This window comes from Cytobacillus gottheilii, from assembly GCF_001636345.1.
In the GTDB taxonomy this organism is placed as follows: domain Bacteria; phylum Bacillota; class Bacilli; order Bacillales; family Cytobacillaceae; genus Cytobacillus; species Cytobacillus gottheilii.
In genome coordinates, this window is sequence record NZ_KV440945.1 from 1827772 (window position 1) to 1847762 (window position 19991).

General features: G+C 40.4%; 26 protein-coding genes and 1 other annotated feature. Of the genes, 17 read left to right on the forward strand and 9 right to left on the reverse strand.

Annotated elements, in window-relative coordinates:
* Positions 1-61: 61 nt before the first annotated feature.
* Positions 62-1081, reverse strand: a complete 1020-nt coding sequence (gene namA / locus A6754_RS08785) for an NADPH dehydrogenase NamA (RefSeq protein WP_066443891.1) — start codon at positions 1079-1081, stop codon at positions 62-64.
* A 77-nt stretch (positions 1082-1158) separates the two neighbouring features.
* On the reverse strand, positions 1159-1989 hold the full coding sequence (proC, locus tag A6754_RS08790) for a pyrroline-5-carboxylate reductase (protein ID WP_066451524.1): 831 nt from the start codon (positions 1987-1989) through the stop codon (positions 1159-1161).
* Positions 1990-2040: 51 nt separating this feature from the next.
* Positions 2041-2265 (reverse strand) — a binding site (T-box leader).
* A 371-nt stretch (positions 2266-2636) separates the two neighbouring features.
* Here proC and A6754_RS08795 point away from each other — a divergent pair.
* From A6754_RS08795 to A6754_RS08815, 5 genes are all read left to right on the forward strand, one after another.
* Positions 2637-3605, forward strand: coding sequence for an MBL fold metallo-hydrolase (locus A6754_RS08795; RefSeq protein WP_156495735.1), 969 nt, complete (start codon positions 2637-2639; stop codon positions 3603-3605).
* 96 nt (positions 3606-3701) lie between these two features.
* A complete protein-coding gene (locus A6754_RS08800) occupies positions 3702-4490 on the forward strand; it encodes an SDR family NAD(P)-dependent oxidoreductase (RefSeq protein WP_066443896.1) in 789 nt (262 codons plus the stop codon).
* 66 nt (positions 4491-4556) lie between these two features.
* Positions 4557-4676: a DUF4023 domain-containing protein gene (locus tag A6754_RS08805; RefSeq protein WP_066443905.1), complete on the forward strand. Its 120-nt coding sequence runs from the start codon at positions 4557-4559 to the stop codon at positions 4674-4676.
* A gap of 159 nt (positions 4677-4835) precedes the next feature.
* Positions 4836-5549, forward strand: a complete 714-nt coding sequence (locus A6754_RS08810; RefSeq protein ID WP_066443909.1) for a hypothetical protein — start codon at positions 4836-4838, stop codon at positions 5547-5549.
* A gap of 205 nt (positions 5550-5754) precedes the next feature.
* On the forward strand, positions 5755-6237 hold the full coding sequence (locus A6754_RS08815; RefSeq protein WP_257297432.1) for a hypothetical protein: 483 nt from the start codon (positions 5755-5757) through the stop codon (positions 6235-6237).
* An 81-nt stretch (positions 6238-6318) separates the two neighbouring features.
* On the opposite strand, the gene A6754_RS08820 is transcribed toward A6754_RS08815, so the two are convergent.
* Complete coding sequence (locus A6754_RS08820; RefSeq protein ID WP_066443912.1) at positions 6319-6525, reverse strand: YqzH family protein; 207 nt, start codon at positions 6523-6525, stop codon at positions 6319-6321.
* Between the two features lie 184 nt (positions 6526-6709).
* On the opposite strand from A6754_RS08820, the gene A6754_RS08825 reads away from it, so the two are divergent.
* Positions 6710-7969 (forward strand): Y-family DNA polymerase, encoded by a 1260-nt coding sequence (locus tag A6754_RS08825; protein WP_066443917.1) that lies wholly within the window; start codon positions 6710-6712, stop codon positions 7967-7969.
* 21 nt (positions 7970-7990) lie between these two features.
* Positions 7991-8326 (forward strand): YolD-like family protein, encoded by a 336-nt coding sequence (locus A6754_RS08830; protein ID WP_066443920.1) that lies wholly within the window; start codon positions 7991-7993, stop codon positions 8324-8326.
* A gap of 119 nt (positions 8327-8445) precedes the next feature.
* Here the strand turns inward: A6754_RS08830 and A6754_RS08835 are convergent, their stop codons facing one another.
* Positions 8446-8664: a CDGSH iron-sulfur domain-containing protein gene (locus A6754_RS08835; RefSeq protein ID WP_066443925.1), complete on the reverse strand. Its 219-nt coding sequence runs from the start codon at positions 8662-8664 to the stop codon at positions 8446-8448.
* A 133-nt stretch (positions 8665-8797) separates the two neighbouring features.
* On the opposite strand from A6754_RS08835, the gene A6754_RS08840 reads away from it, so the two are divergent.
* Positions 8798-9136: an iron-sulfur cluster biosynthesis family protein gene (locus A6754_RS08840; protein WP_066443927.1), complete on the forward strand. Its 339-nt coding sequence runs from the start codon at positions 8798-8800 to the stop codon at positions 9134-9136.
* Positions 9137-9171: 35 nt separating this feature from the next.
* Here A6754_RS08840 and A6754_RS08845 read toward each other — a convergent pair whose 3' ends face one another.
* The 3 genes from A6754_RS08845 to A6754_RS08855 all read right to left on the reverse strand — a co-directional run bounded on the left by A6754_RS08845 (position 9172) and on the right by A6754_RS08855 (position 11746).
* The gene (locus A6754_RS08845; RefSeq protein ID WP_066443929.1) at positions 9172-10122 is read right to left on the reverse strand and encodes an alpha/beta hydrolase; all 951 of its coding nucleotides are present in this window, start codon (positions 10120-10122) and stop codon (positions 9172-9174) included.
* 511 nt (positions 10123-10633) lie between these two features.
* A complete protein-coding gene (locus tag A6754_RS23175) occupies positions 10634-10765 on the reverse strand; it encodes a hypothetical protein (protein WP_257297433.1) in 132 nt (43 codons plus the stop codon).
* 84 nt (positions 10766-10849) lie between these two features.
* Positions 10850-11746, reverse strand: coding sequence for a hydroxymethylglutaryl-CoA lyase (locus A6754_RS08855; protein ID WP_066443944.1), 897 nt, complete (start codon positions 11744-11746; stop codon positions 10850-10852).
* Positions 11747-12005: 259 nt separating this feature from the next.
* On the opposite strand from A6754_RS08855, the gene A6754_RS08860 reads away from it, so the two are divergent.
* From A6754_RS08860 to A6754_RS08870, 3 genes are all read left to right on the forward strand, one after another.
* On the forward strand, positions 12006-12695 hold the full coding sequence (locus A6754_RS08860) for a CoA transferase subunit A (RefSeq protein WP_066443946.1): 690 nt from the start codon (positions 12006-12008) through the stop codon (positions 12693-12695).
* 19 nt (positions 12696-12714) lie between these two features.
* Complete coding sequence (locus A6754_RS08865) at positions 12715-13383, forward strand: CoA transferase subunit B (RefSeq protein ID WP_066443949.1); 669 nt, start codon at positions 12715-12717, stop codon at positions 13381-13383.
* Positions 13384-13456: 73 nt separating this feature from the next.
* Entirely contained in the window at positions 13457-13699 is a 243-nt protein-coding gene (locus A6754_RS08870; RefSeq protein ID WP_066451526.1) for a YqkE family protein, read from the forward strand.
* Between the two features lie 50 nt (positions 13700-13749).
* On the opposite strand, the gene A6754_RS08875 is transcribed toward A6754_RS08870, so the two are convergent.
* A complete protein-coding gene (locus tag A6754_RS08875) occupies positions 13750-14655 on the reverse strand; it encodes an aldo/keto reductase (RefSeq protein WP_066443952.1) in 906 nt (301 codons plus the stop codon).
* A gap of 128 nt (positions 14656-14783) precedes the next feature.
* Between A6754_RS08875 and A6754_RS08880 the strand changes: the two genes are divergently transcribed.
* On the forward strand, positions 14784-15341 hold the full coding sequence (locus A6754_RS08880; protein ID WP_066443954.1) for an NUDIX domain-containing protein: 558 nt from the start codon (positions 14784-14786) through the stop codon (positions 15339-15341).
* Positions 15338-16501 carry an endonuclease Q family protein gene (locus tag A6754_RS22940; protein WP_066443956.1) on the forward strand — a complete coding sequence of 388 codons (1164 nt, stop codon included), beginning with the start codon at positions 15338-15340 and terminating at the stop codon, positions 16499-16501. Before A6754_RS08880 ends, A6754_RS22940 begins: the two co-directional genes overlap by 4 nt.
* A 78-nt stretch (positions 16502-16579) precedes the next feature.
* On the opposite strand, the gene A6754_RS08890 is transcribed toward A6754_RS22940, so the two are convergent.
* Positions 16580-17143, reverse strand: a complete 564-nt coding sequence (locus tag A6754_RS08890; RefSeq protein WP_066443958.1) for a GNAT family N-acetyltransferase — start codon at positions 17141-17143, stop codon at positions 16580-16582.
* A 146-nt stretch (positions 17144-17289) separates the two neighbouring features.
* On the opposite strand from A6754_RS08890, the gene spoIIM reads away from it, so the two are divergent.
* From spoIIM to xerD, 4 genes are all read left to right on the forward strand, one after another.
* On the forward strand, positions 17290-17931 hold the full coding sequence (spoIIM, locus tag A6754_RS08895; RefSeq protein ID WP_066443963.1) for a stage II sporulation protein M: 642 nt from the start codon (positions 17290-17292) through the stop codon (positions 17929-17931).
* A 215-nt stretch (positions 17932-18146) separates the two neighbouring features.
* Positions 18147-18617 (forward strand): ferric iron uptake transcriptional regulator, encoded by a 471-nt coding sequence (gene fur, locus A6754_RS08900; protein ID WP_066443965.1) that lies wholly within the window; start codon positions 18147-18149, stop codon positions 18615-18617.
* Positions 18618-18800: 183 nt separating this feature from the next.
* Complete coding sequence (locus A6754_RS08905) at positions 18801-19028, forward strand: YqzK family protein (RefSeq protein WP_066443968.1); 228 nt, start codon at positions 18801-18803, stop codon at positions 19026-19028.
* Positions 19029-19035: 7 nt separating this feature from the next.
* A complete protein-coding gene (gene xerD, locus A6754_RS08910) occupies positions 19036-19929 on the forward strand; it encodes a site-specific tyrosine recombinase XerD (RefSeq protein WP_066443971.1) in 894 nt (297 codons plus the stop codon).
* Positions 19930-19991 lie beyond the last annotated feature (62 nt).

Genomic DNA, 19991 nt, shown 5'->3' on the forward strand with positions numbered 1-19991 from the left:
CACAGCAATGTTTATACTGTGCGTTTATCTATGTAATCAACTATTTTACTGATCAATTATTTTACAGCCAGCCTCGCTCATACTGCTTCGGCGATTCAATCTCTGCGCCAAGTTCTTTGGCAGCTGTACGCGGCCAATAGGGGTCGCGAAGCAATTCACGTGCAATAAAGATCATGTCTGCTCGTTCATTTTGCAGTATTTCTTCTGCTTGGATGCCGGTCGTGATCAGGCCGACTGCTCCAGTTGCAATGTTTGCAGCGTTTTTAACCGTTTCAGCAAATTTCACCTGATAACCTGGATAGCTATGGATCCTTGCAGGAACCACTGCACCTGAGCTAACATCAATTAAATCTGCACCTTGCTCTTTCAGCCATGTACAGAATGTGACATAATCTTCAGGTTTCAGCCCTTCCTCATGGTAATCAGAAGCGGAAATACGGACGAGGAGAGGTCCATCCCAGACTGTATTAACAGCTTCCATAATTTCTTTCAGGAATCGGTAGCGGTTTTCAGCACTGCCGCCATATTCATCTGTTCTTTTGTTGGATAGAGGAGAAAGGAACTGGTTAATTAAATATCCATGTGCTGCATGAATTTCAATCACATCAAATCCAGCTTGCTTGGCGCGCTCTGCACCCTTGCGGAACGCGTCAACAGTCTCAACAATATCTTCTTTTGACATTTCCAGCGGCTGCTTCATTTGATCATTAAAGGCAAGCGGTGATGGAGCAATAATGTCACCATCAATGACAGCTTTTCTGCCTGCATGTGCTAGCTGAATGCCTGAAACAGCACCATTTTCCTTCATTAATGATGTTAGCTCCCGCAATCCTTCGACCTGTTCATCATTCCAGATGCCTAAATCCTGCTGAGAAATTCTGCCTTGCGCCGTTACGGCTGTTGCTTCAATAATGATTAAGCCAACCCCGCCGACTGCTCTCGTTGTATAGTGAGTACGGTGCCAGTTTTCTACCTTGCCGTCTTCATTATGGCTTGAATACATGCACATTGGTGCCATGACAATGCGGTTTTTCATCGTGACATTTTTAATTGTAATTGGTGAAAAAAGCTTTGTGCTCATTGCTTTGCCTCCTTTTTCCTTCAATAATCCAAGTATAGCAGGAGGGCGTGCAATTGGAAAAAATTCAGCTCTGCCGTCTACACTTTTACTTTGCTGCTAAAGTTTTCACCAAGCTGCTTTGACCGCTCCGCAGCTGTTTTAATACAATCAATAACCGATTGCTGCACCTCATTTGCCTCGAGCACCTGTATCCCAGCTTCTGTTGTGCCTCCTGGACTTGTAACGGCTTTGCGCAATTCTGCTGGTGTTTTGTGTGATTTTGCCAGCATTTCGGCTGCGCCGATCAGCGTTTGGATAATGAGTCCTTTTGCCATTTCATTATCAAGTCCAATTTCTTTTGCGCTTTTTTCCATCGCCTCAGCCAGATAATAAACATAAGCTGGGCCGCTTCCTGATAACCCTGTAACAGCATCCAGCTGTTCTTCTTCCACGATCGCAGTGAAGCCAATGGTTTCAAAGATTTTTTTGCATTTTTGCATTTGCTGTTCCGATACACGTTCATTGATGGCCAATGCGCTTGCTGATTTTCCGATGGCGGCAGATGTGTTTGGCATCGTTCTTACAACAGCAAGCTCTTTCCCGGCCAGCTGCTCGATGCTGCTGATGGATACACCTGCTAAAACAGAGATAATCAGCGTATCAGAGGTTAAATGGTCTTTAATCGCACGAATTGCGTCTGCCGCATCCTTTGGTTTCATGGCTAACATGATAGCGTCAGCATCTGTAAAGATCTGCTGCATGTCATACCCTATCTTTACATGATAGTTTGAACTCAATTCCTCTAACTTTTCCTGATTGCATTTATTCGTTACATAGATTTGCGAACTCTTTAAAAGGTTACTTTCCAAAATGCCCGCGATAATGGCTTCTGCCATTGATCCAGCACCTACAACAGCAAGCTTTTTCATAATTTTTGCTCCTTTCGTTTGCTTGATAAAAATAAAAAGTCCCTTCATCCTGTAAAGGACGAAAGGACTGATCTTCCGTGGTACCACCTTCATTTGCTTTTTACCATGCAGCATGTAAAAAGCATCTCAATTTCGTTAACGCCGAAACACGGTAGCAGGTTTCCCTGACAGCTCATAAGCAGGTTCAATGGTCAAGGGGGCAATGAAGCCTTTCAGCCGGTGGGCTCCACTCTCTTTTGCGCTTTTCCATTTACTAGTCTTATTCATTGCTTTTGTTATTTAGTTTTAGGGTGTTAGTGTATTCTGCAGGTATTCTTTATAGAAGTTCTTCAGAAGTTTTTTATATAGCTTCTGTTTTGAAGTGTTTAATTTTTATAATATTGTGGATTTTTACAGTGATTATCTAAGAAACCACTTAAGTTGTCAAGGGATAAATGGTTAATTAAATGTAAATGCTTACTTCATACCTTTTATTATTATGTGAAAATAATGACAATTACTCGGAAGAAAGGTAAACTAATTTCATACATAAAATTTATAAGAGTAAATATGTTGTAATGTATTTGGACCAGAAACAAGACATAGAGATTCTGCGCATGGTTCCCCAAATGAACCAAATTATATAACCATAATAAAGGGTGATGATCGTGATAGGATGGAAAAATGGAGTGGCTAAACTTACAGTGCCAACACCTTTTCCTGTTGGTGATGTTCATGTTTATGCTATTAGGGGAGAGAGGATGACTTTAGTTGATGCCGGCCCAAAGACAGAAGAGGCATGGCAGATTTTGAAAAGCCAGCTGTGGGAGCTGGGTCTTACACCAGATGATATTGATCAAGTAATACTGACACATCATCATCCTGATCATGCGGGGATGCTTGATTTCTTCCCTAAGGATCTCCCGGTCTATGGGCACTTTTTAAATGAAAGATGGCTTAATCGTACAGATGAATTTTTGCAGGCACATGATGATTTTTATTTTAAATTATTTGCAGAGTTTGGAATTCCTGAGAAATATAAAATGGTGATTCCTTTATTAAAAAGATCATTGCGCTTTGCATGCAGCCGCTCTTTAACAGGCGTGCTGGAAGAGGGAGATTCCATTCCGGGACTTGAAGGCTGGACTGTCATTGAAACACCAGGCCATGCACAAAGCCATATTGGCTTAATCCGCGAAAAAGATGGAATTTTTATTGGCGGTGACCACTTGCTTGCACATATTTCAGCCAATCCATTATTAGAGCCTCCGCTTCTGGGCAGCAATGAGCGCCCCAAGCCACAGCTTCAGTTTAATGAATCTCTTGAAAAATTGAAGCAGCTGCCGATTTCATTGGTCTATCCTGGTCACGGTGAAAATATTGAGAATGTAAATGAATTAGTTGATAAACGCCTAAGACGTCAGCATGAGCGTGCTATGATGGTAAAAGAATGGCTTGAAGAGGAAGCGCTTACGGTTTTTCAAGTGTGTAAACGGCTTTTTCCTTCTGTTTATGAAAGAGAGCTTGCCCTAACTCTTTCCGAAACCATTGCCCAGCTTGACTATTTGCAAGTATTAGGGGAAATTAGTATTAATAAAGAAGCAGCAGCATTTCTTTATACTTGTGTGAAAGGATAATTTAGCTGCACAAGGAAAAAAATCAGTGCATTGGCTAACTAAGCCTGTGGTTTTGCTGGCTTGTTTCTTTACTATGCTAATTGAGGTGATTTACTTTTGAGTTTAAAACATAAACATATTGTCATAACAGGAGCTTCTGGCGGCATCGGCGCTAAAATGGCTGAGCTTTGTGCAGAGCAGGGAGCCCGTCTTGTTTTACTTGCCCGAACTGTCAGCAAGCTTGAGCAAATGAAAGCAGATTGGGAAGCGAAATATGGTGCAGCTATATCTGTTTTTGCTTTAGATGTTTCCGATACAGATCAAGTTCAGGCTGTTTTTGAGCAAATACATAAGGAAATTGGCCATGTAGACATTCTTGTAAACAATGCTGGATTTGGCGTTTTTCGCCATGCGCATGAAGTGCCGATGGATGAAGTAAAGACCATGTTTGCTGTAAATGTCTTTGGACTGATCTCTTGCACAAACGCAGTGCTTCCTGCCATGCGGGCAAGGAGAAGCGGGCATATTATCAATATTGCATCACAGGCCGGCAAAATTGCGACACCAAAATCCAGTGTTTATTCTGCAACGAAACACGCAGTCTTAGGGTTTACAAACAGTCTGCGGATGGAAGTAGCGGAAGCTGGCATCCATGTCACAGCTGTTAATCCTGGACCGATTGCAACCGATTTTTTTGCAACAGCTGATACAGAGGGCACATATGTAAAAAATGTCCAAAGATATATGCTGAAGCCTGAGTATGTTGCACAAAGAATTGTAGCCGCAATGGAAATGCCTGTCCGTGAAATTAATCTGCCAGGCTGGATGAATCTCGGCAGTAAAATATTTGCGCTCTTTCCGGGATTATTTGAAAAAGCCGGCAGGCGTGCCTTTAATAAAAAGTAATGCATCTGTATGAACTTCCCTAATCAGGATACATTAAAAATGAATTCTGAAAAGGGGGACTTTCATATGGATAATACACACGAATTTGTTGAAAAACTGCACGAAAGACAGGAAAAAGCCAAAAAGAACGAAGAGCGTCAAGGTAAGAAGCATGCTAGCGAAAAGCTTCCGAATAAGCAGCACTAATCATGAAGGTAAATAAGATCTCATAAATTCCACCTGAAAAGACCGCATTTATATGTGGTCTTTTCACATTTAGAATTATATAGTGAAGAAATTGGTATTTATAGTAAAATGATTATAAGGATTTTGACATGATATTTGGAATTTATAAGAGGTGAACTCGTGAAGAAAAAGGTGGTTTTAGGAAGTTTATTGCTTATTTTAATTTTGGTTATTTTCTTGAATGCTTTTCAATTTTTTACACGCAGCGCCAATTCAGATTTATTGTCTGATTTAGAAGGGACGATTTACTTTACCGAAAGAGTTGATGGTGTATTAACATTATTTAAATCGGATGCCTCTTTACAACACAAAGTCTTAGTATATAGCCATAACGGGAAAGGAAATGATGGTTACGGAGATTTTAATCATAATATTATCGATTTTCATTATGATCGTATAAGTGAAACGTTTACTTTTATTGCAATGAATAACGGCTCTTGGAGCTTGTTTTCCCTAAAAGAAGGAGAAAGCAATCCGACTGTACTCCAAGCAGATGTAATGGAAATGGACACGGACTATCTGCAGAACGAGAATCAGGATCTTTCTGTTGCTTCCAAAAAAGGGTCCCTTTATCTTTCTGAGAACGGAAACGAAAGCATACTTAAGAAATTTAACGGAATTTATGATGAAAAATATACAGGCTATGACTCTATTGGATTTTCACCAAATGGAAACTATTTAGTCTATCGTTCGATGGAACACTTTACGCCAATCGGGACCATTTTAGAAGGGATCTTTGCTGACTCTGTGGGCAATACTTATATATTGGATCTATCGACAAGAGAGAGTACTAAATTTATAGATGCCCATCAAATTCAATGGGTTATGGATTAATGAAGAGTAGAATTTGAAAAAAGTATTGCACACAAAGCAGTGCTTTTTATCTTGCGTGATTTAATAGAAAAGTGATTTTTTAATCATTGCGCTGAATGTTCGATATTTAATCAACATTCTAGGTTGGTGTTGCAAGTGGAGACGCATGAAAAATAAGTGAAACTTTAAAAAGTAACATTCGTCAAATCAGTAAAGGAGGGATATTTTGAGATTAAAAACGATTTTAGCATTATTTATCATTTTAATAATGGGTTGTTCAAATAATGTTGCAGATATAGGAACTGAAGACTTAAACAGTGAATTTCCTCCAACTATGACAGGGCTAATTATCATTAACGGGATAGAGCATCAGATGGAAGAGGGAGGTTATTACTGGGAAAGAAAAAAAGGTTTAGAAACAGAAGTAGTGGCAACAGACCACGCCTCGCCTTATCAAATCGCAGACCACATGAAACCAATTAGCGTTAACCCTAATGAAAAAGTGGAGATTATGATTGAGGAAAATCCAACTATTACAGTTTATTTATGGAATGAAAATGGAAGAGAAAAAGAAATCGAACAAAATGCTAATCAGATAATTGTGCCCTCAAGTAAAGGGAAGTATATCTATGAAGCCTTAGCAGAATGGGCTAACGGAACGGTTTCCTACACATTTGTTATAGACATTCAGGTAGATGCAAAAAGATAAGTCTATAAGTGAAGGGGAAACCTTATTCATGGTTTCCCTAATTTTGTTTAAAATCCCACCCGCATTAAAATGCATCAGATCTTAAAAATACGGCGAACCCGTTACATATCCATACACAATATCGCTGACAATATCATGCAAATCCGTTTCAGGTTCATCTTTTTTTACTGTCATAACCTTCTCATAAATCTCCGCAAATTCTGTGCTTTCGCAGGGAATTGAATCCTTCTCCCAGTTATATTGTCCAAGGCAGCTTTGCACCATTTTATATACATACCGTCTTTCCACTTTGTGTCACCTCTTGTTTATTATAACGGCTTTCTGTCTGGCAGCAGAGGGGGATATAAGAAATTCGTCGTAAAATTTCCATTGAAAACGAACGTATATTCGCTTATCATAATGGGTATATATAAACAGAACGAGTGTTCGTTTTAAAAAGTATTGTATGTGTAAGCAAGGTGGAGGGACCTCTATGGTGGATTATCGTTCATTGCCGCAAGGGCAAATCTTATGCATTGATATGAAGAGCTTTTATGCAAGCTGTACGGCTGTCATGCTGGGGCTTGATCCGCTGAACTGCTATCTTGTGATTGCCGGCAACCATGAGCGCAAGGGAAGTGTTGTACTTGCAGCATCTCCAAAGGTCAAGAAGGAATTCGGCATCAAGACGGGTTCGAGACTTTTTGAAGTTCCGAACGATCCGCGCATCAGGATTGAAGAGCCGAAGATGGCAACGTACCTGCGGGTTTCGACTGAAATTACACGTGTATTTAACCGTTATGTGCCAAAGGAGGACATTCATACGTACAGTGTGGATGAAAGCTTTTTGAAGGTTGACAGTGTCTTGCATTTATGGGGAGACGCAATCACCATTGCGGAAAAGATCAAGGATGACATTGAACGGGAATTTCAGCTTCCATCCGCAATTGGGATTGGTCCCAATATGCTGATGGCAAAGCTATGCCTTGATCTCGAAGCAAAAGGAAAAGGCATAGCAGAGTGGACGTACGATGATGTGCAAACGAAGCTTTGGAATGTCTCTCCTTTAAGAGAAATGTGGGGAATTGGCCGCCAAGTAGAAAAAACACTGAACAGCATGGGGATTTTTTCAGTCGGCCAGCTGGCTCGCTATGATTTGAAAAAGCTTGAGAAGAAATTTGGTGTTATGGGCAATCAGCTTTATTTTCATGCATGGGGTGTTGATTTGTCTGAGATTGGGGCTCCGATTATGGAAGGGCAGATTAGCTTTGGCAAAGGTCAAATTTTATTAAGAGATTATAAAGAAGAGCATGAAATTAAAAATGTGATACTGGAAATGTGCGAAGAAGTAACAAGACGGGCACGTGCACACCGCAAAACAGCCCGGACGATCAGCTTTGGAGTTAGCTATAGCAAGGATGAACTCGGAGGTGGCTTTTATCGTTCAAAGACGATTGAGCGGCCGACAAATATCACGATGGATGTTTATCATGTTTGTCTGGAGCTATTTCAGCAGTTTTATGAAGGGAAAACGGTGCGGAAGATTACGATGTCACTAAGCAATATTGAGGATGATCATGAATTGCAGCTGAGCTTATTTGATTTGGATGAATGGCGCAGAAAAAAGCTTGGCTACACAATGGATGGAATCCGCAGGCGCTTTGGATCGGCTTCTCTTCTTCGGGCGGTTTCCTATACAGAGGCTGGCACAGCAAGGCATCGCGCAAAACTCGTAGGCGGGCATAAAATGTAACAAGGACAAGGGGTGTTTGACATGATTCGGGATCGGGGAAGAATTAAATGGACAGCCATGATGCTGCCAGAACATGTGAAGATGTTGCGTGACTGGGCAGATGAGGATCAATACGAACAAAAGAAAGAGCTTGATGAACAAGAAGTGGAAAGGCTGAATGAAGTGCTGGCGGAAGCGATGGAATTTAACAGCAATGTGGTAATCACGCATTATCGGCGCCAGAAGTATGAGCTGACAATGGGAACCATCCACTTCTGGGATGAAATGAACAAACGCCTTCACATTGCTGACCGATTTCATGAAATTCACCGCATCGATCTAAGCAGTGTAGTTGACGTGCGATTAGCGGATGACTAGAAAAGCGGAGGCGGCTTGCTCAGGGACGACAAGCTTAAGACAAGATATTAGCTGCCTGATCGTATGAAAAAATGCATATGCCTTCAGAAAGAATACTGAAAACATATGCATGTGGAATCTTATTCTTCTGAGCCCTCTGGCTTTGGTGCGCGAACGGCAGATTCAAACTTGCCTTTATGGCTCCCATCACAAAATGGAGCTTTTGCGCTTAACCCACAGCGGCAAAGCGAAAATGCTGGCTTTGTCTCAAACGGGTTTCCTTCTGCGTCAACTAACTCCACGTCACCAGTAATGCGGAGCGAACCATTATCATTTACTTTAATTTGTACTTTTTGCATACTTTCTCATCCCCCTCGCAATAATGGTATAAGGAAGAGAGACAGAAAGCAACAGGCAAAAGCAAAATAGCAGAAGCAGCGGCAAGAAATATGTTAAAATAACGTATTCAGCCATGAAAGGAGAGAAGAATTCATGGAAATTAAAATTACAGAAACAGCAGCCGTTAAATTAAAAGAGCGACTAGAGGGAAAAGAAGGGTTTTTGAAACTGAAATATGATACAGAGGGATGCGGCTGTGTTGTCAGCGGTGTGGCAGCATTATGGCTTGTAGACGAACTCGATAGCGATGATCTTGAGGTTATAACTTCTTCAGGCAGTATATATATAGAAAAGTCTAAAATTGTCTTTCTTGATGAAAAACTCATCATTGATTTTTCTGAAGCAGCTAACTGCTTTCAGCTGAAAAGTCCTAATCAGTATTTAAACCCGCGTATGAGTCTGATTGATCAAACGAAAAAAGCAAGTGTATAAAAAGACCGGCATGAAGGAACTCTTCATGCCGTTTTTTATATATCTGCCTGTGCAAATGCTTCATCTCTTACTTTTTTTTCACCGACATACTCATCCAAGAATTCATCAATAACACGCTCATAGTCTTCCTTATTTTCATTATACGATTGGGCATGGATGCCGTTTGTCGCCAAATAGAGTTTTTTGGGTCCTTGTTTGCGCTGAAAAAGTTCTTCAGTCATTGTTGGAAGGATAAAGTCATCCAGTTGGCTGTGAATGAAAAGGATAGGCTTTTGAATATTTTCAATCACCGATATTGGAGAGACATCCTTTATGGAATACCGCTGGCGCACTCGTATAAATAAATCCGCAAGTGGAATGAACAATTTCGGCGGCAGCAGCTTCATTTCCGTTTTCAGTCTATGAGAAAGCTGTTCCTCAAAGTCGGAAAAAGGGCAATCAGCGATATAAAAGTCCGCCCCGTCCTCAAGCATACCCGCGTATAGCAGCATAGTCGCAGCTCCCATCGATTCACCATGAATGCCGATTTGAACATCTGGGCCCTTCTCCGCTTTCAGCCACTGAACAACAGCCTGAAGGTCGAACTTTTCGTAATGTCCATAGCTCGTTGTTTTTCCTCCTGATTCACCGTGGCGCCGATGGTCATAAATGACCGCATTATAGCCGCGCTTCAGAAAGATATTCATATATTTAACCGAGTTCATCTTATTTTCGGTCACTCCGTGTGCAATAATGATGTACTTTTTCCGGTCATGTGGTTCAGCTATAATCGTTTTTAATGGATAGCCGAAAGGGGAAGAGATGGAAACTTCTCTTTTAGGAAGATTTTCGAAGGCAAGGGGATCAAATCGGCCAGCCTCTTTTTCACGATTTAAAATAAAATTTTCATCCTTCTTCTTCATATACATTAGGCGATTTGAAAAATAAACCCCCAGAGTAGTCAAAAAGAGAATGAAAGAAAGTAAAAAACGGAGAAGTCGTCTCATATTCATTTCCCCTTAATGTTTTTTTCTTTTATTTTACCATTACCAAGAAAAAATAAACTATCGATTAGCCTAAAAATGTAAAATTACACAATATATTCATATTAATAAAGATATGTGATCTCTTCACATATAGTCTTATGCAAAGGGATAACAGATATGTAGAAAAGGAAAAAACTTAACATAAATTTATGCCTGATAGGAAGAAGGGGTCGTTTGATAGGAAAACGAAAAATTTTGATAGGAAAGCGATTTTGTTTGATAGGAAAACGAAAAATTTTGATAGGAAAGCGATTTTGTTTGATAGGAAAACGAAAATTTTTGATAGGAAAGCAGTTTTATTTGATAGAAAAATGAAAATTTTGATAGGAACCAGGCTGAATATGTTGGAAAGCAACTGAAGAAGTGCATAGGAGTTTCCATTTTTCTCATATAGAGCAAGGTTTAGAAACAAAGGTATATGATAAAAAAAGCCGTCTGCTAAAGCAGCGGCCCTAACTTGTTAAAGAACAAATCACTGTTGTGAATTTTGTCTTTTGGTGGGATGAATTGCCTTTTCTAATTCTTCAGCGGCTATTGTGTTATTGACTGTATCGCTGTTTGGTTTTCCTTTTTGGCTGTTTCCTTTATCGCGCTTTTGGCTCATTTCATAAGCTCCTTCCTAAATAAGGTCTTCTTTTAAGATGGATAAAATGTGCGGCACTTATTCATGGAAGTATTTAAAATAAGTTTAAGTATGAAGTTTATAATACATGCTTTCAATCGGCCGAGTAAGATAGGGCTTGACGGCGTCAACAGCACGAAGCAGCTTATTTAAATCTATATTCGTTTGAATATTCATGCGCTCGAGCATGTAAACAACATCCTCGGTGGCTGCATTTCCAGAAGCTCCAGGTGCAAACGGGCAGCCGCCAAGACCGCCTGCAGATGTATCAAAGCGGCTGATGCCTGCCTGAAGGGCAGCGTAGATATTGGCGAGAGCCATTTTGCGGGTATCATGAAAATGAGCAGTCAATAATGTATTCGGAAATTCCTTGACCAGCATGGAAAAGAGCTGATAGGACTCTGAAGGAACAGCCATGCCAATTGTATCTGCCACACTGAGCTCATCAGCGCCGGCTTCAGCAAATTGGCGGCAAAGCTTTAGCGTATCCTGAAAGTCGATCTTTCCCTCATATGGACAATAAAAGGCGGTGGAAATACAGGCGCGCACAAAATATCCCTTTTCCTTTAATTCAGAAATCAGCGGAACAAGTTCGGTCATGCTTTGTTCTGTTGTTTTGTTTATGTTTTTTTGATTAAACGAATTGCTGACTCCAACAAATACAGCAGCAGCCTTGCAGGATGTTTGATAGAGCCTGAGGATTCCCTTTGTATTTGGCACAAGGATGATCTCCCTTGTATGTTCTGTCAGACAGGAGAAGGCAATGTCATCAGCATCCTGCATTTGCGGCACCCATTTTGGAGAGACAAATGAAGTGATCTCCATTTCTGTAATGCCAGCCTCTTTTAATCTAGCAATAAATTCCTTTTTGACGTCTGTTGGAACAAATTCCTTTTCATTTTGCAAACCGTCCCGCGGGCCAACTTCAATAATTTTCACTTCGGCAGGAAGACTGTCCGTCATGTTTTCAGCTCCTTTTTCATAAAGTAAAAAAGTATAGTCTTTAACATAGAAAATAGCGCATTTCTGCACGCTTTAAGAAAGCGTTTTCTTCATTGTATGGCAGGCTTTTTAGTAAATGCAAGAATAATAGGAATTTTGACAAAATAAAAGGATTTTTGCAGATTTTCACGAAGTAATAATATGGATATAGCATGAATCTTTTTTAAATGAGAAATGAAATGTAAGCGTTTGCTTTATTAGGAAGAAAGGAGCAGAAAATATGAAAACTATCTATAGCTCGTTTAGTGAAGCGGTAGAAGAGATACACGATGGCGCCACCATTATGGTTGGAGGCTTCGGCTTATGCGGAATACCTGAAAATCTTATCCTTGCATTAATGGAGAAGGGTGTAAAAGATTTAACAGTGATCTCTAACAATTGCGGAGTTGATGATTGGGGACTTGGATTGCTGTTAAAAAACAATCAAATCAAAAAGATGATCGGTTCCTATGTGGGAGAAAACAAAGAGTTTGAAAGACAGGTGCTGTCTAGGGAATTGCAGGTAGAATTGCTGCCGCAAGGGACGCTTGCTGAAAAAATCAGAGCAGGAGGAGCAGGCATTCCCGCTTTTTATACACCGGCAGGCGTTGGCACACCGATAGCAGAAGGAAAAGAAATAAAGATCTTCAATGGCAAAGAATATTTACTCGAAGAGGCATTGAAAGCAGATTTCAGCTTCGTGCGGGCGTGGCAGGGAGATAAAATGGGCAACTTGATCTATCGGAAAACGGCACGCAATTTTAACCCAATGATAGCTGCCGCAGGGACAGTAACGATTGCGGAGGTCGAAGAGTTAAAGGAAATCGGTGAGCTGGATCCGAATAGCATTCATACACCAAGCATTTATGTACAGGGAATGATCCAAGGTACCCAAGAAAAACGGATTGAGCGTTTGACGGTAAGCAAATAAAGTGAAAGGAGTTGTACATATGAAGAACGATAAAGCAGCCATCCGTGAAAAAATTGCAAGAAGGGCAGAAAAGGAAATTAAAGACGGCTATTATGTAAACTTAGGGATCGGAATGCCGACATTAGTGGCAAATTATATCGGAGAAAATAAACAAGTGGTTCTTCAATCCGAGAACGGTTTACTTGGAATCGGCCCATATCCGCAAGCAGGCGGAGAGGATGCGGATCTAATCAATGCAGGTAAAGAAACCGTCACCGCAATACCTGGGTCTTCTTATTTTGATAGTGCCGAATCATTTGCCATGATCCGCGGCGGACATGTCGATATTGCCATACTCGGCGGAATGGAGGTATCACAGGAAGGCGATCTTGCCAATTGGATGATCCCCGGAAAAATGATTAAAGGCATGGGCGGTGCGATGGATTTAGTGCATGGAGCCAATAACATCATTGTCATAATGGATCATGTGAATAAAAACGGAGAATCGAAAATCCTGAAAAAATGCACGCTGCCGCTGACGGGAAAGCAGGTCGTCAACCGAATTATCACCGAAATGGCTGTTATTGATGTGACTGAAACAGGCTTAAAGCTCGCCGAAGTGGCAAAAGGTTATACAATTGAAGAGGTTGTACAGGCAACAGAAGCGGAGCTACATGTAGATGACTCTGTTAAAACCGAAGCTTTTTAATTCAGATTTTAACATCGCCAAGAGACAAGTTTTTTGCTATAATGAGCAAAAAATTAAGCGGAGGATTCAAGCAATGAAGAGAAAACAGCAGCCGGCCCGTAAACAAGAAGATAAGCCCGTTACGCTCGGAGATATGTTAAATGAGAGCTTAATGGATCAGCTGAAAAATAAAAAGCAGGAACTTAAAGCAGAAGCCGATCAAAAACGGGAAGAAGAAGAGCGCCGCAAAAAAGAAGAACGTAAACAGCGTGAAAAGAATAAAAGCTTTGAGGAGCTGCTTGGGGAAAGCAATATGAATTGGCGTGAATACAAGTAAAAATCTTATAGAAAAAGGTCATCTTAATTTGCTAAGATGACCTTTTTTTATTACCTGTGTTCCGAATATCCGGTACTGCTTGTTAGTTGTTGAATCACTTTCAATTCTTCCAGTGATAGGGCCGGTTTGCGGACTGCGGCAGCATTTTGCTGAACTTGTTCAACCGAGCTTGCTCCAGCAATGACAGAAGCGACTGCAGGCTGTGCCAGATTAAATTGCATAGCGATTTCACCTGGAGAGCGATCGCCAAGCTTCTCTTCAAGGCTTGGGATTAGCTGCTGCAAATCTTCATAGCTGTAGCTTAAATAGCCGTTTTTTTGTGCTTTGGCCAGATTGCCGTTTAAGATTCCTTTTGCAAGAGGACCGCGTGTAACTACACTTATTTTTTTCTGCTCTAAAAGCGGAAACGCCTGTTCCTCTGGACGGCGGTCAAGCATGCTGTATTGCATCATAACCGAGACGATAGTTGATTTTTCCGCATATTCGCGAATCACATTTGGGCGAATGGAAGAGATGCCATAATAGCGGATATAGCCTTCCGTTACAAGCTCCTCAAATGCTTCAATCGTTTCCTCTATATTGTCTTCGATTGTACCGCCATGCAGCTGATACAAATCAATATAATCTGTCTGAAGCCTCTGCAGACTATGTTTGACTGCTTCCTTTATGTGTTTTTTGGAAGGATTCCAGCTCCAGCCATCTTTGTTTTCATTCCAGCGGTTGCCTGCTTTTGTCGCAATGATCACTTTATCGCGAACCGGCTTCAAAGCTTGGCCTACGATCTTTTCATTTTCGCCAAAATCATATAAATCTGCTGTATCAAAATAATTAATGCCGGCATCAAGAGCTGCTTCAATAATGTTCTTCCCTATGTTCAGATCTGTGCCCAGTGACATGCAGCCTAAACCCAACACACTCGCATGAAGCTCAGAAGTGCCAATTTGTCTCTTCTCCATCATTCCACCACCAGTTTTTTCTTTTATTTTAACGGAGACAATCCAAGACGCCAAATCATAACACTTCATTAAAAAAATGGGTATGATAAAATAGAGCAGGTAATGTACATAAAAGGGAGTGGCAGGAAATGAGCAGTCTTGAAGAAAAAACAATAAAATCGGAATCTATTTTTAAAGGGAGAATCATCAGTCTGCAAGTTGATGATGTTGAACTTCCAAATGGAAAGCACGCGAAAAGAGAACTAATTAAGCACCCTGGTGCGGTTGCTATTTTAGCAGTGACAGATGAACAGAAAATCATCATGGTTGAGCAATATCGCAAAGCACTTGAAAAAACGATTGTAGAAATTCCGGCAGGCAAGCTTGAACAGGGAGAAGATCCACAAGAATGTGCGAAAAGAGAACTGGAGGAAGAAACAGGGTATGAAGCGGCGGAATGGTCCCTATTAACCTCTTTCTATACTTCACCGGGATTCGCGGATGAAATTGTTCATTTATACATAGCGAAAGGTCTTAGCCAAAAAGAAAATAGTGCAGAACTAGATGAAGATGAATTTGTGAATCTGATGGAATTAACCCTTGCAGAAGCAGAGCAGCTTGTGGATGAGCAGAGAATCTATGATGCCAAAACGGCTTATGCTGTATTATATTTAAAACTTCAAGAGGCGCTGAAAACATCGAAATGAGAAATTATTATGCCGACTTGCATATTCACATCGGAAGAACCTATACAGGGAAGCCAGTCAAAATTACAGGTTCAAAATCGCTGACCTTTTCAAATATCATTGATCATGCCCGTGATGAAAAAGGGCTGAATATGATCGGTATTATTGATTGTCATTCACCGGAAGTCATTCAAGAGATGGAGATGCTGATTGCTGCTGGGGAGATGGCTGAAACAAAAGAAGGCGGATTAGATTATGGTGATTTAACCATCATTCCTGGCTCTGAAATAGAAATTTATGATGAAAACTGTAAAGGCCCTATTCATGTTTTATGTTATTTTCCTGGAATAATGGAAATGAAGAGTTTTTCGCATTGGTTATCACAGCATTTAAAGAATATTACACTCAGCTCACAGAGAATTTATGCTGACGGAAAAGTACTGCAGCAAAAAGTAAAGGACCTTGGCGGTTTATTTGTGCCAGCCCATGTGTTTACGCCTTTTAAAAGTCTATTCGGAAAAGGGGTTCACAAAAGCTTAACAGAAGTATTTGATGCGAATTTAATTGATGGAATTGAACTTGGTTTGAGTTCAAATACGCAAATGGCAGACCAAATAGGAGAACTGCATCGTTACTCTTTTTTAACGAACTCTGATGCTCATTCATTAAGTAAAATTGCACGCGAGTATCAAACCCTTTATCTGCAGCATCCATCTTTTCAAGAATTGAAAAAGGCTCTCCATATTGAGGAAGGGCGGAAAATTGCCGCTAACTACGGCTTGGATCCATTGCTTGGAAAGTATCATGAAACCGTATGTGCTTCCTGTTCAACACGGTGGCAAAACGCACAGGATACTTGTTCAAATTGCGGACACCATGCATTTGTAAAAGGTGTGGCCGAGCGGATCCTAGAACTGAAAACAGCCGAAGCGGGTAAAGCAGACAGACCACCATATATTCATCAGATCCCGCTTGAGTTTGTACCAGGATTAGGGCCGAAAATGCTTGAAAAACTTTTGAACCATTTTGGAACAGAAATGAATGTGCTGCATCATGTGTCAGAGGAGCAGCTGGGACAAGTCATCCCGGAAAAAATAGCAAATCTGATCGCAAAGGCACGGAGTGGAAAGCTGTCGCTTGCTGCAGGCGGCGGCGGAAAATACGGGAAAATCTCAGAATGAAAATTCCGGCGCGGAAAGCAGCCGGAATTTTTTTGTTTTAGTCATGCGAGCTATTATTCCTCGCAACCTCGCAGTCTTCTACTCTTTTACCTTCGCAAACACACATGTATCACGCAATTGTGTTCCATCTGCACTCATCGAGTCTTTGCGGAGAATGCCTTCAAGCGTAAAGCCGAGCCGCTCAGGAATCTTCCTGCTGGCTGTGTTCAGTGTGTCGCAGCGAATTTCCACCCGGTTTGCATGAAGCTCCTCAAACGCAAAAGCGGTAAGTCCTTGTACGGCTTCAGTCAGATACCCCCTTTTGGTCCAGCGGGTGTCGCACCAATAGCCAATTTCAAATTTCCTGACTTCCCAAGATATACGATGTAACCCAATTGATCCAATAAAAATTTGGTCGTCTTTTCTAAAAATATGGAGTCTAATATCCTCTCTCCTAATGAATTGAGCATAAGACATGCGAATGTTTTTTTCTGTCTCTTCAAGCGTTTGCTCTTTATGAGCGAATGGAAACCATGGCTTAAACTCCTCTAAAGAATGCTGAATAGCTTCATAAGTTACTTGCCCATCTCCAGGCAGACACGGACGAATCAGCAGCCGTTCTGTTTCAATTTTTTCCGGAAAATCAAATAGTATAGGATTCATGGAGTATCCCTCCTAAGTAAATTGATAATATTATAGGCGCTATTGGGCTGATCTTCAATAACTTTCTGGAAATTAAATGAAATAGTCATGACACTGTGAGGACAGGCATACAATGGAGTAACTGAATATGTACAGGAGGATTAGCAATGAAGAAAAAAAAGTACCAGAACGTCGCCGCAACCCATTTTCGTGAGCATTCCTCGATCTATTTATTTGTGATTGTCTTGTTTTTCATGGGTGTTATATTTGGAGCTATTGTTGTCAATAGCCTAAGTTTTACTCAAAAAGAAGATTTATTTTATTACTTATCGCAATTTTTCGGACAGGTTTCAGCCGAAGAAGTTGCTACATCTAATGATTTGTTTAAACAAAGCTTGCTTCATAATGCTAAATATATAGGATTGATTTGGCTTTTGGGCATTTCAATTATCGGCTTGCCTGTTATTCTGGTTATGTTATTTATAAAGGGAATGGTTGTAGGCTTTACTGTTGGTTTCCTAGTCAATCAGATGGCATGGGACGGATTCCTCTTGTCCTTTGTTTCCATCCTGCCGCAAAACTTAGTCATCATCCCGGTGTTCATTATTGCTGCCACACTTGCCGTTGCTTTTTCATTAAAAATGATAAAAAAGCAATTTATGAAAAGAATGGGCGACCCCATGCTTCCTTTATTCGGACGGTATGCTGCATCGTTTGCCATCGCTTTAGTTTTTATAGCAGCCGCAGCTGGAGTTGAAGCATTTATATCACCGCCATTAATGAAATCGGTTATACAATCAATACAATAGAAATAATAGAAAGAAAAAACCAAGATACAATCGTAATCTTGGTTTTTTCTTATCAGCACCTAAGGGAACTCTGACCTGCTGGAAGATCCTCCTCGTTTTGTTCACATATATTACATAATAATCATTCTAAAAAGTTATTTGTAATTATTTTATTTTGACACTATCGGGTGATCTGTTATAATGAGAATGTTAGCGGCAAGGGAGGGACTTTCGGTATGGAAAGCAGAATTGATAGAATAAAAAAACAGTTGCATTCATCCAGTTATAAGCTTACTCCACAGCGTGAGGCTACTGTAAGTGTACTGCTGGAACATGAAGAGGATCATTTAAGTGCGGAAGATGTCTACCTCCTTGTAAAAGAGAAGTCGCCTGAAATTGGTTTAGCAACTGTATATAGAACACTTGAACTACTAACAGAATTAAAAATAGTGGACAAAATTAACTTTGGTGATGGCGTATCCAGATATGATTTGCGTCAAGAAGGAGCTGCGCATTTCCATCACCATTTAGTATGCATAGAATGTGGTGCAGTTGATGAAATTCAAGAGGATCTGCTTGAAGATGTAGAAGAAGTGGTCGAAAGACGCTGGAACTTTAAAATCAAAGATCATCGTTTAACATTTCATGGTATTTGCTATCGCTGTCAGGATAAGGACAGTGAAGATGAAACAAAAACAGAAGATTAATTCTAAAACCTTTTCTTCCTATAGAAAGGGTTTTTTTGTATTGATTTTTTATTGTATCTCCTATTCTGAAGCTCGTGGGGAACATTTTCTAAAATAAATGAATGGAATTCCTTCCTTAGGTATATTTCTTGTCCAATTTGGCATATCTTTTACTAATATGCAACAGGGTTGGAGGATTTATATATGAGATCGGGATTAAAAATGATTTTTCAGACAACAAAAGTATTTGTGCTGTTTACAGGCTGCACAATTCTTTTCTATTACGGAATAATGTGGTTAAATGAAGAATATCAGGACTATCATCGCTATGATGAGCCCGATGGAGCGGCTGTCAAAGTTTCGGCAAGCGGAGAAAATCATGACAGCAATTTCTTGGATAGGTTATTTCTTTTCTATCTAAATGGGGAGTAATGAAAGAATGGAAGATCAGTTAAAGGACTTTGTGCACTATTTGACAGTGGAAAAGGGTCTTGCAGAAAATACGATTGTATCATATGAAAGAGACTTAAAGTTTTATATTCGCTTTTTAAAAGAAAATGAGAAATTGACTTCTTGGCATGATGTGCAGCGTGCACAAATTATCCAGTTTTTAGGTTCGCTTAAAAAAGAAGGAAAATCTTCTAAAACATTAGCACGGCATATTGCCTCGATTCGAGCATTTCATCAATTTTTATTGCGTGAAAGAGCAGTGGAGCATGATCCGTCCGTTCATATTGAATCGCCGCAGCAGGAAAAGTCTCTGCCAAAGGTATTAAATATGGCAGATGTTGAAACACTTTTGGATTCGCCGAAAACAAACAACCATTATGGGCTGCGTGATAAGGCCATGCTGGAGCTTTTATATGCAACAGGAATCCGTGTCAGTGAATTAATTAATCTTAACCAGGAAGACGTACATTTGACGATGGGATTTGTCAGATGCATCGGAAAAGGGAATAAAGAGAGAATTATTCCGCTCGGACGTACTGCAGCTAAAGCACTTGATGACTATCTGCAAAAGGGAAGACCCGTCTTCCAATCCAAAAAGCATCGCGACGATGCCTTATTTTTAAATCATCATGGCAGGAGGCTGTCCAGACAAGGATTCTGGAAGATCTTAAAGGGATTGGCGCAAGCAGCCGGAATCCAGAAAGAGTTAACTCCTCATACACTAAGGCATTCGTTTGCAACCCACCTGTTAGAAAATGGAGCGGACCTTAGAGCTGTTCAGGAAATGCTTGGCCATGCGGACATATCTACAACGCAAATTTATACACATGTAACCAAAACAAGGCTAAAGGACGTATATAGCCAATTTCATCCAAGAGCTTAATAAAAGATTTACAAAGCTGCCCGGAAAAAAAGGCAGCTTTTTCTTGTTTTTTTATGATTATT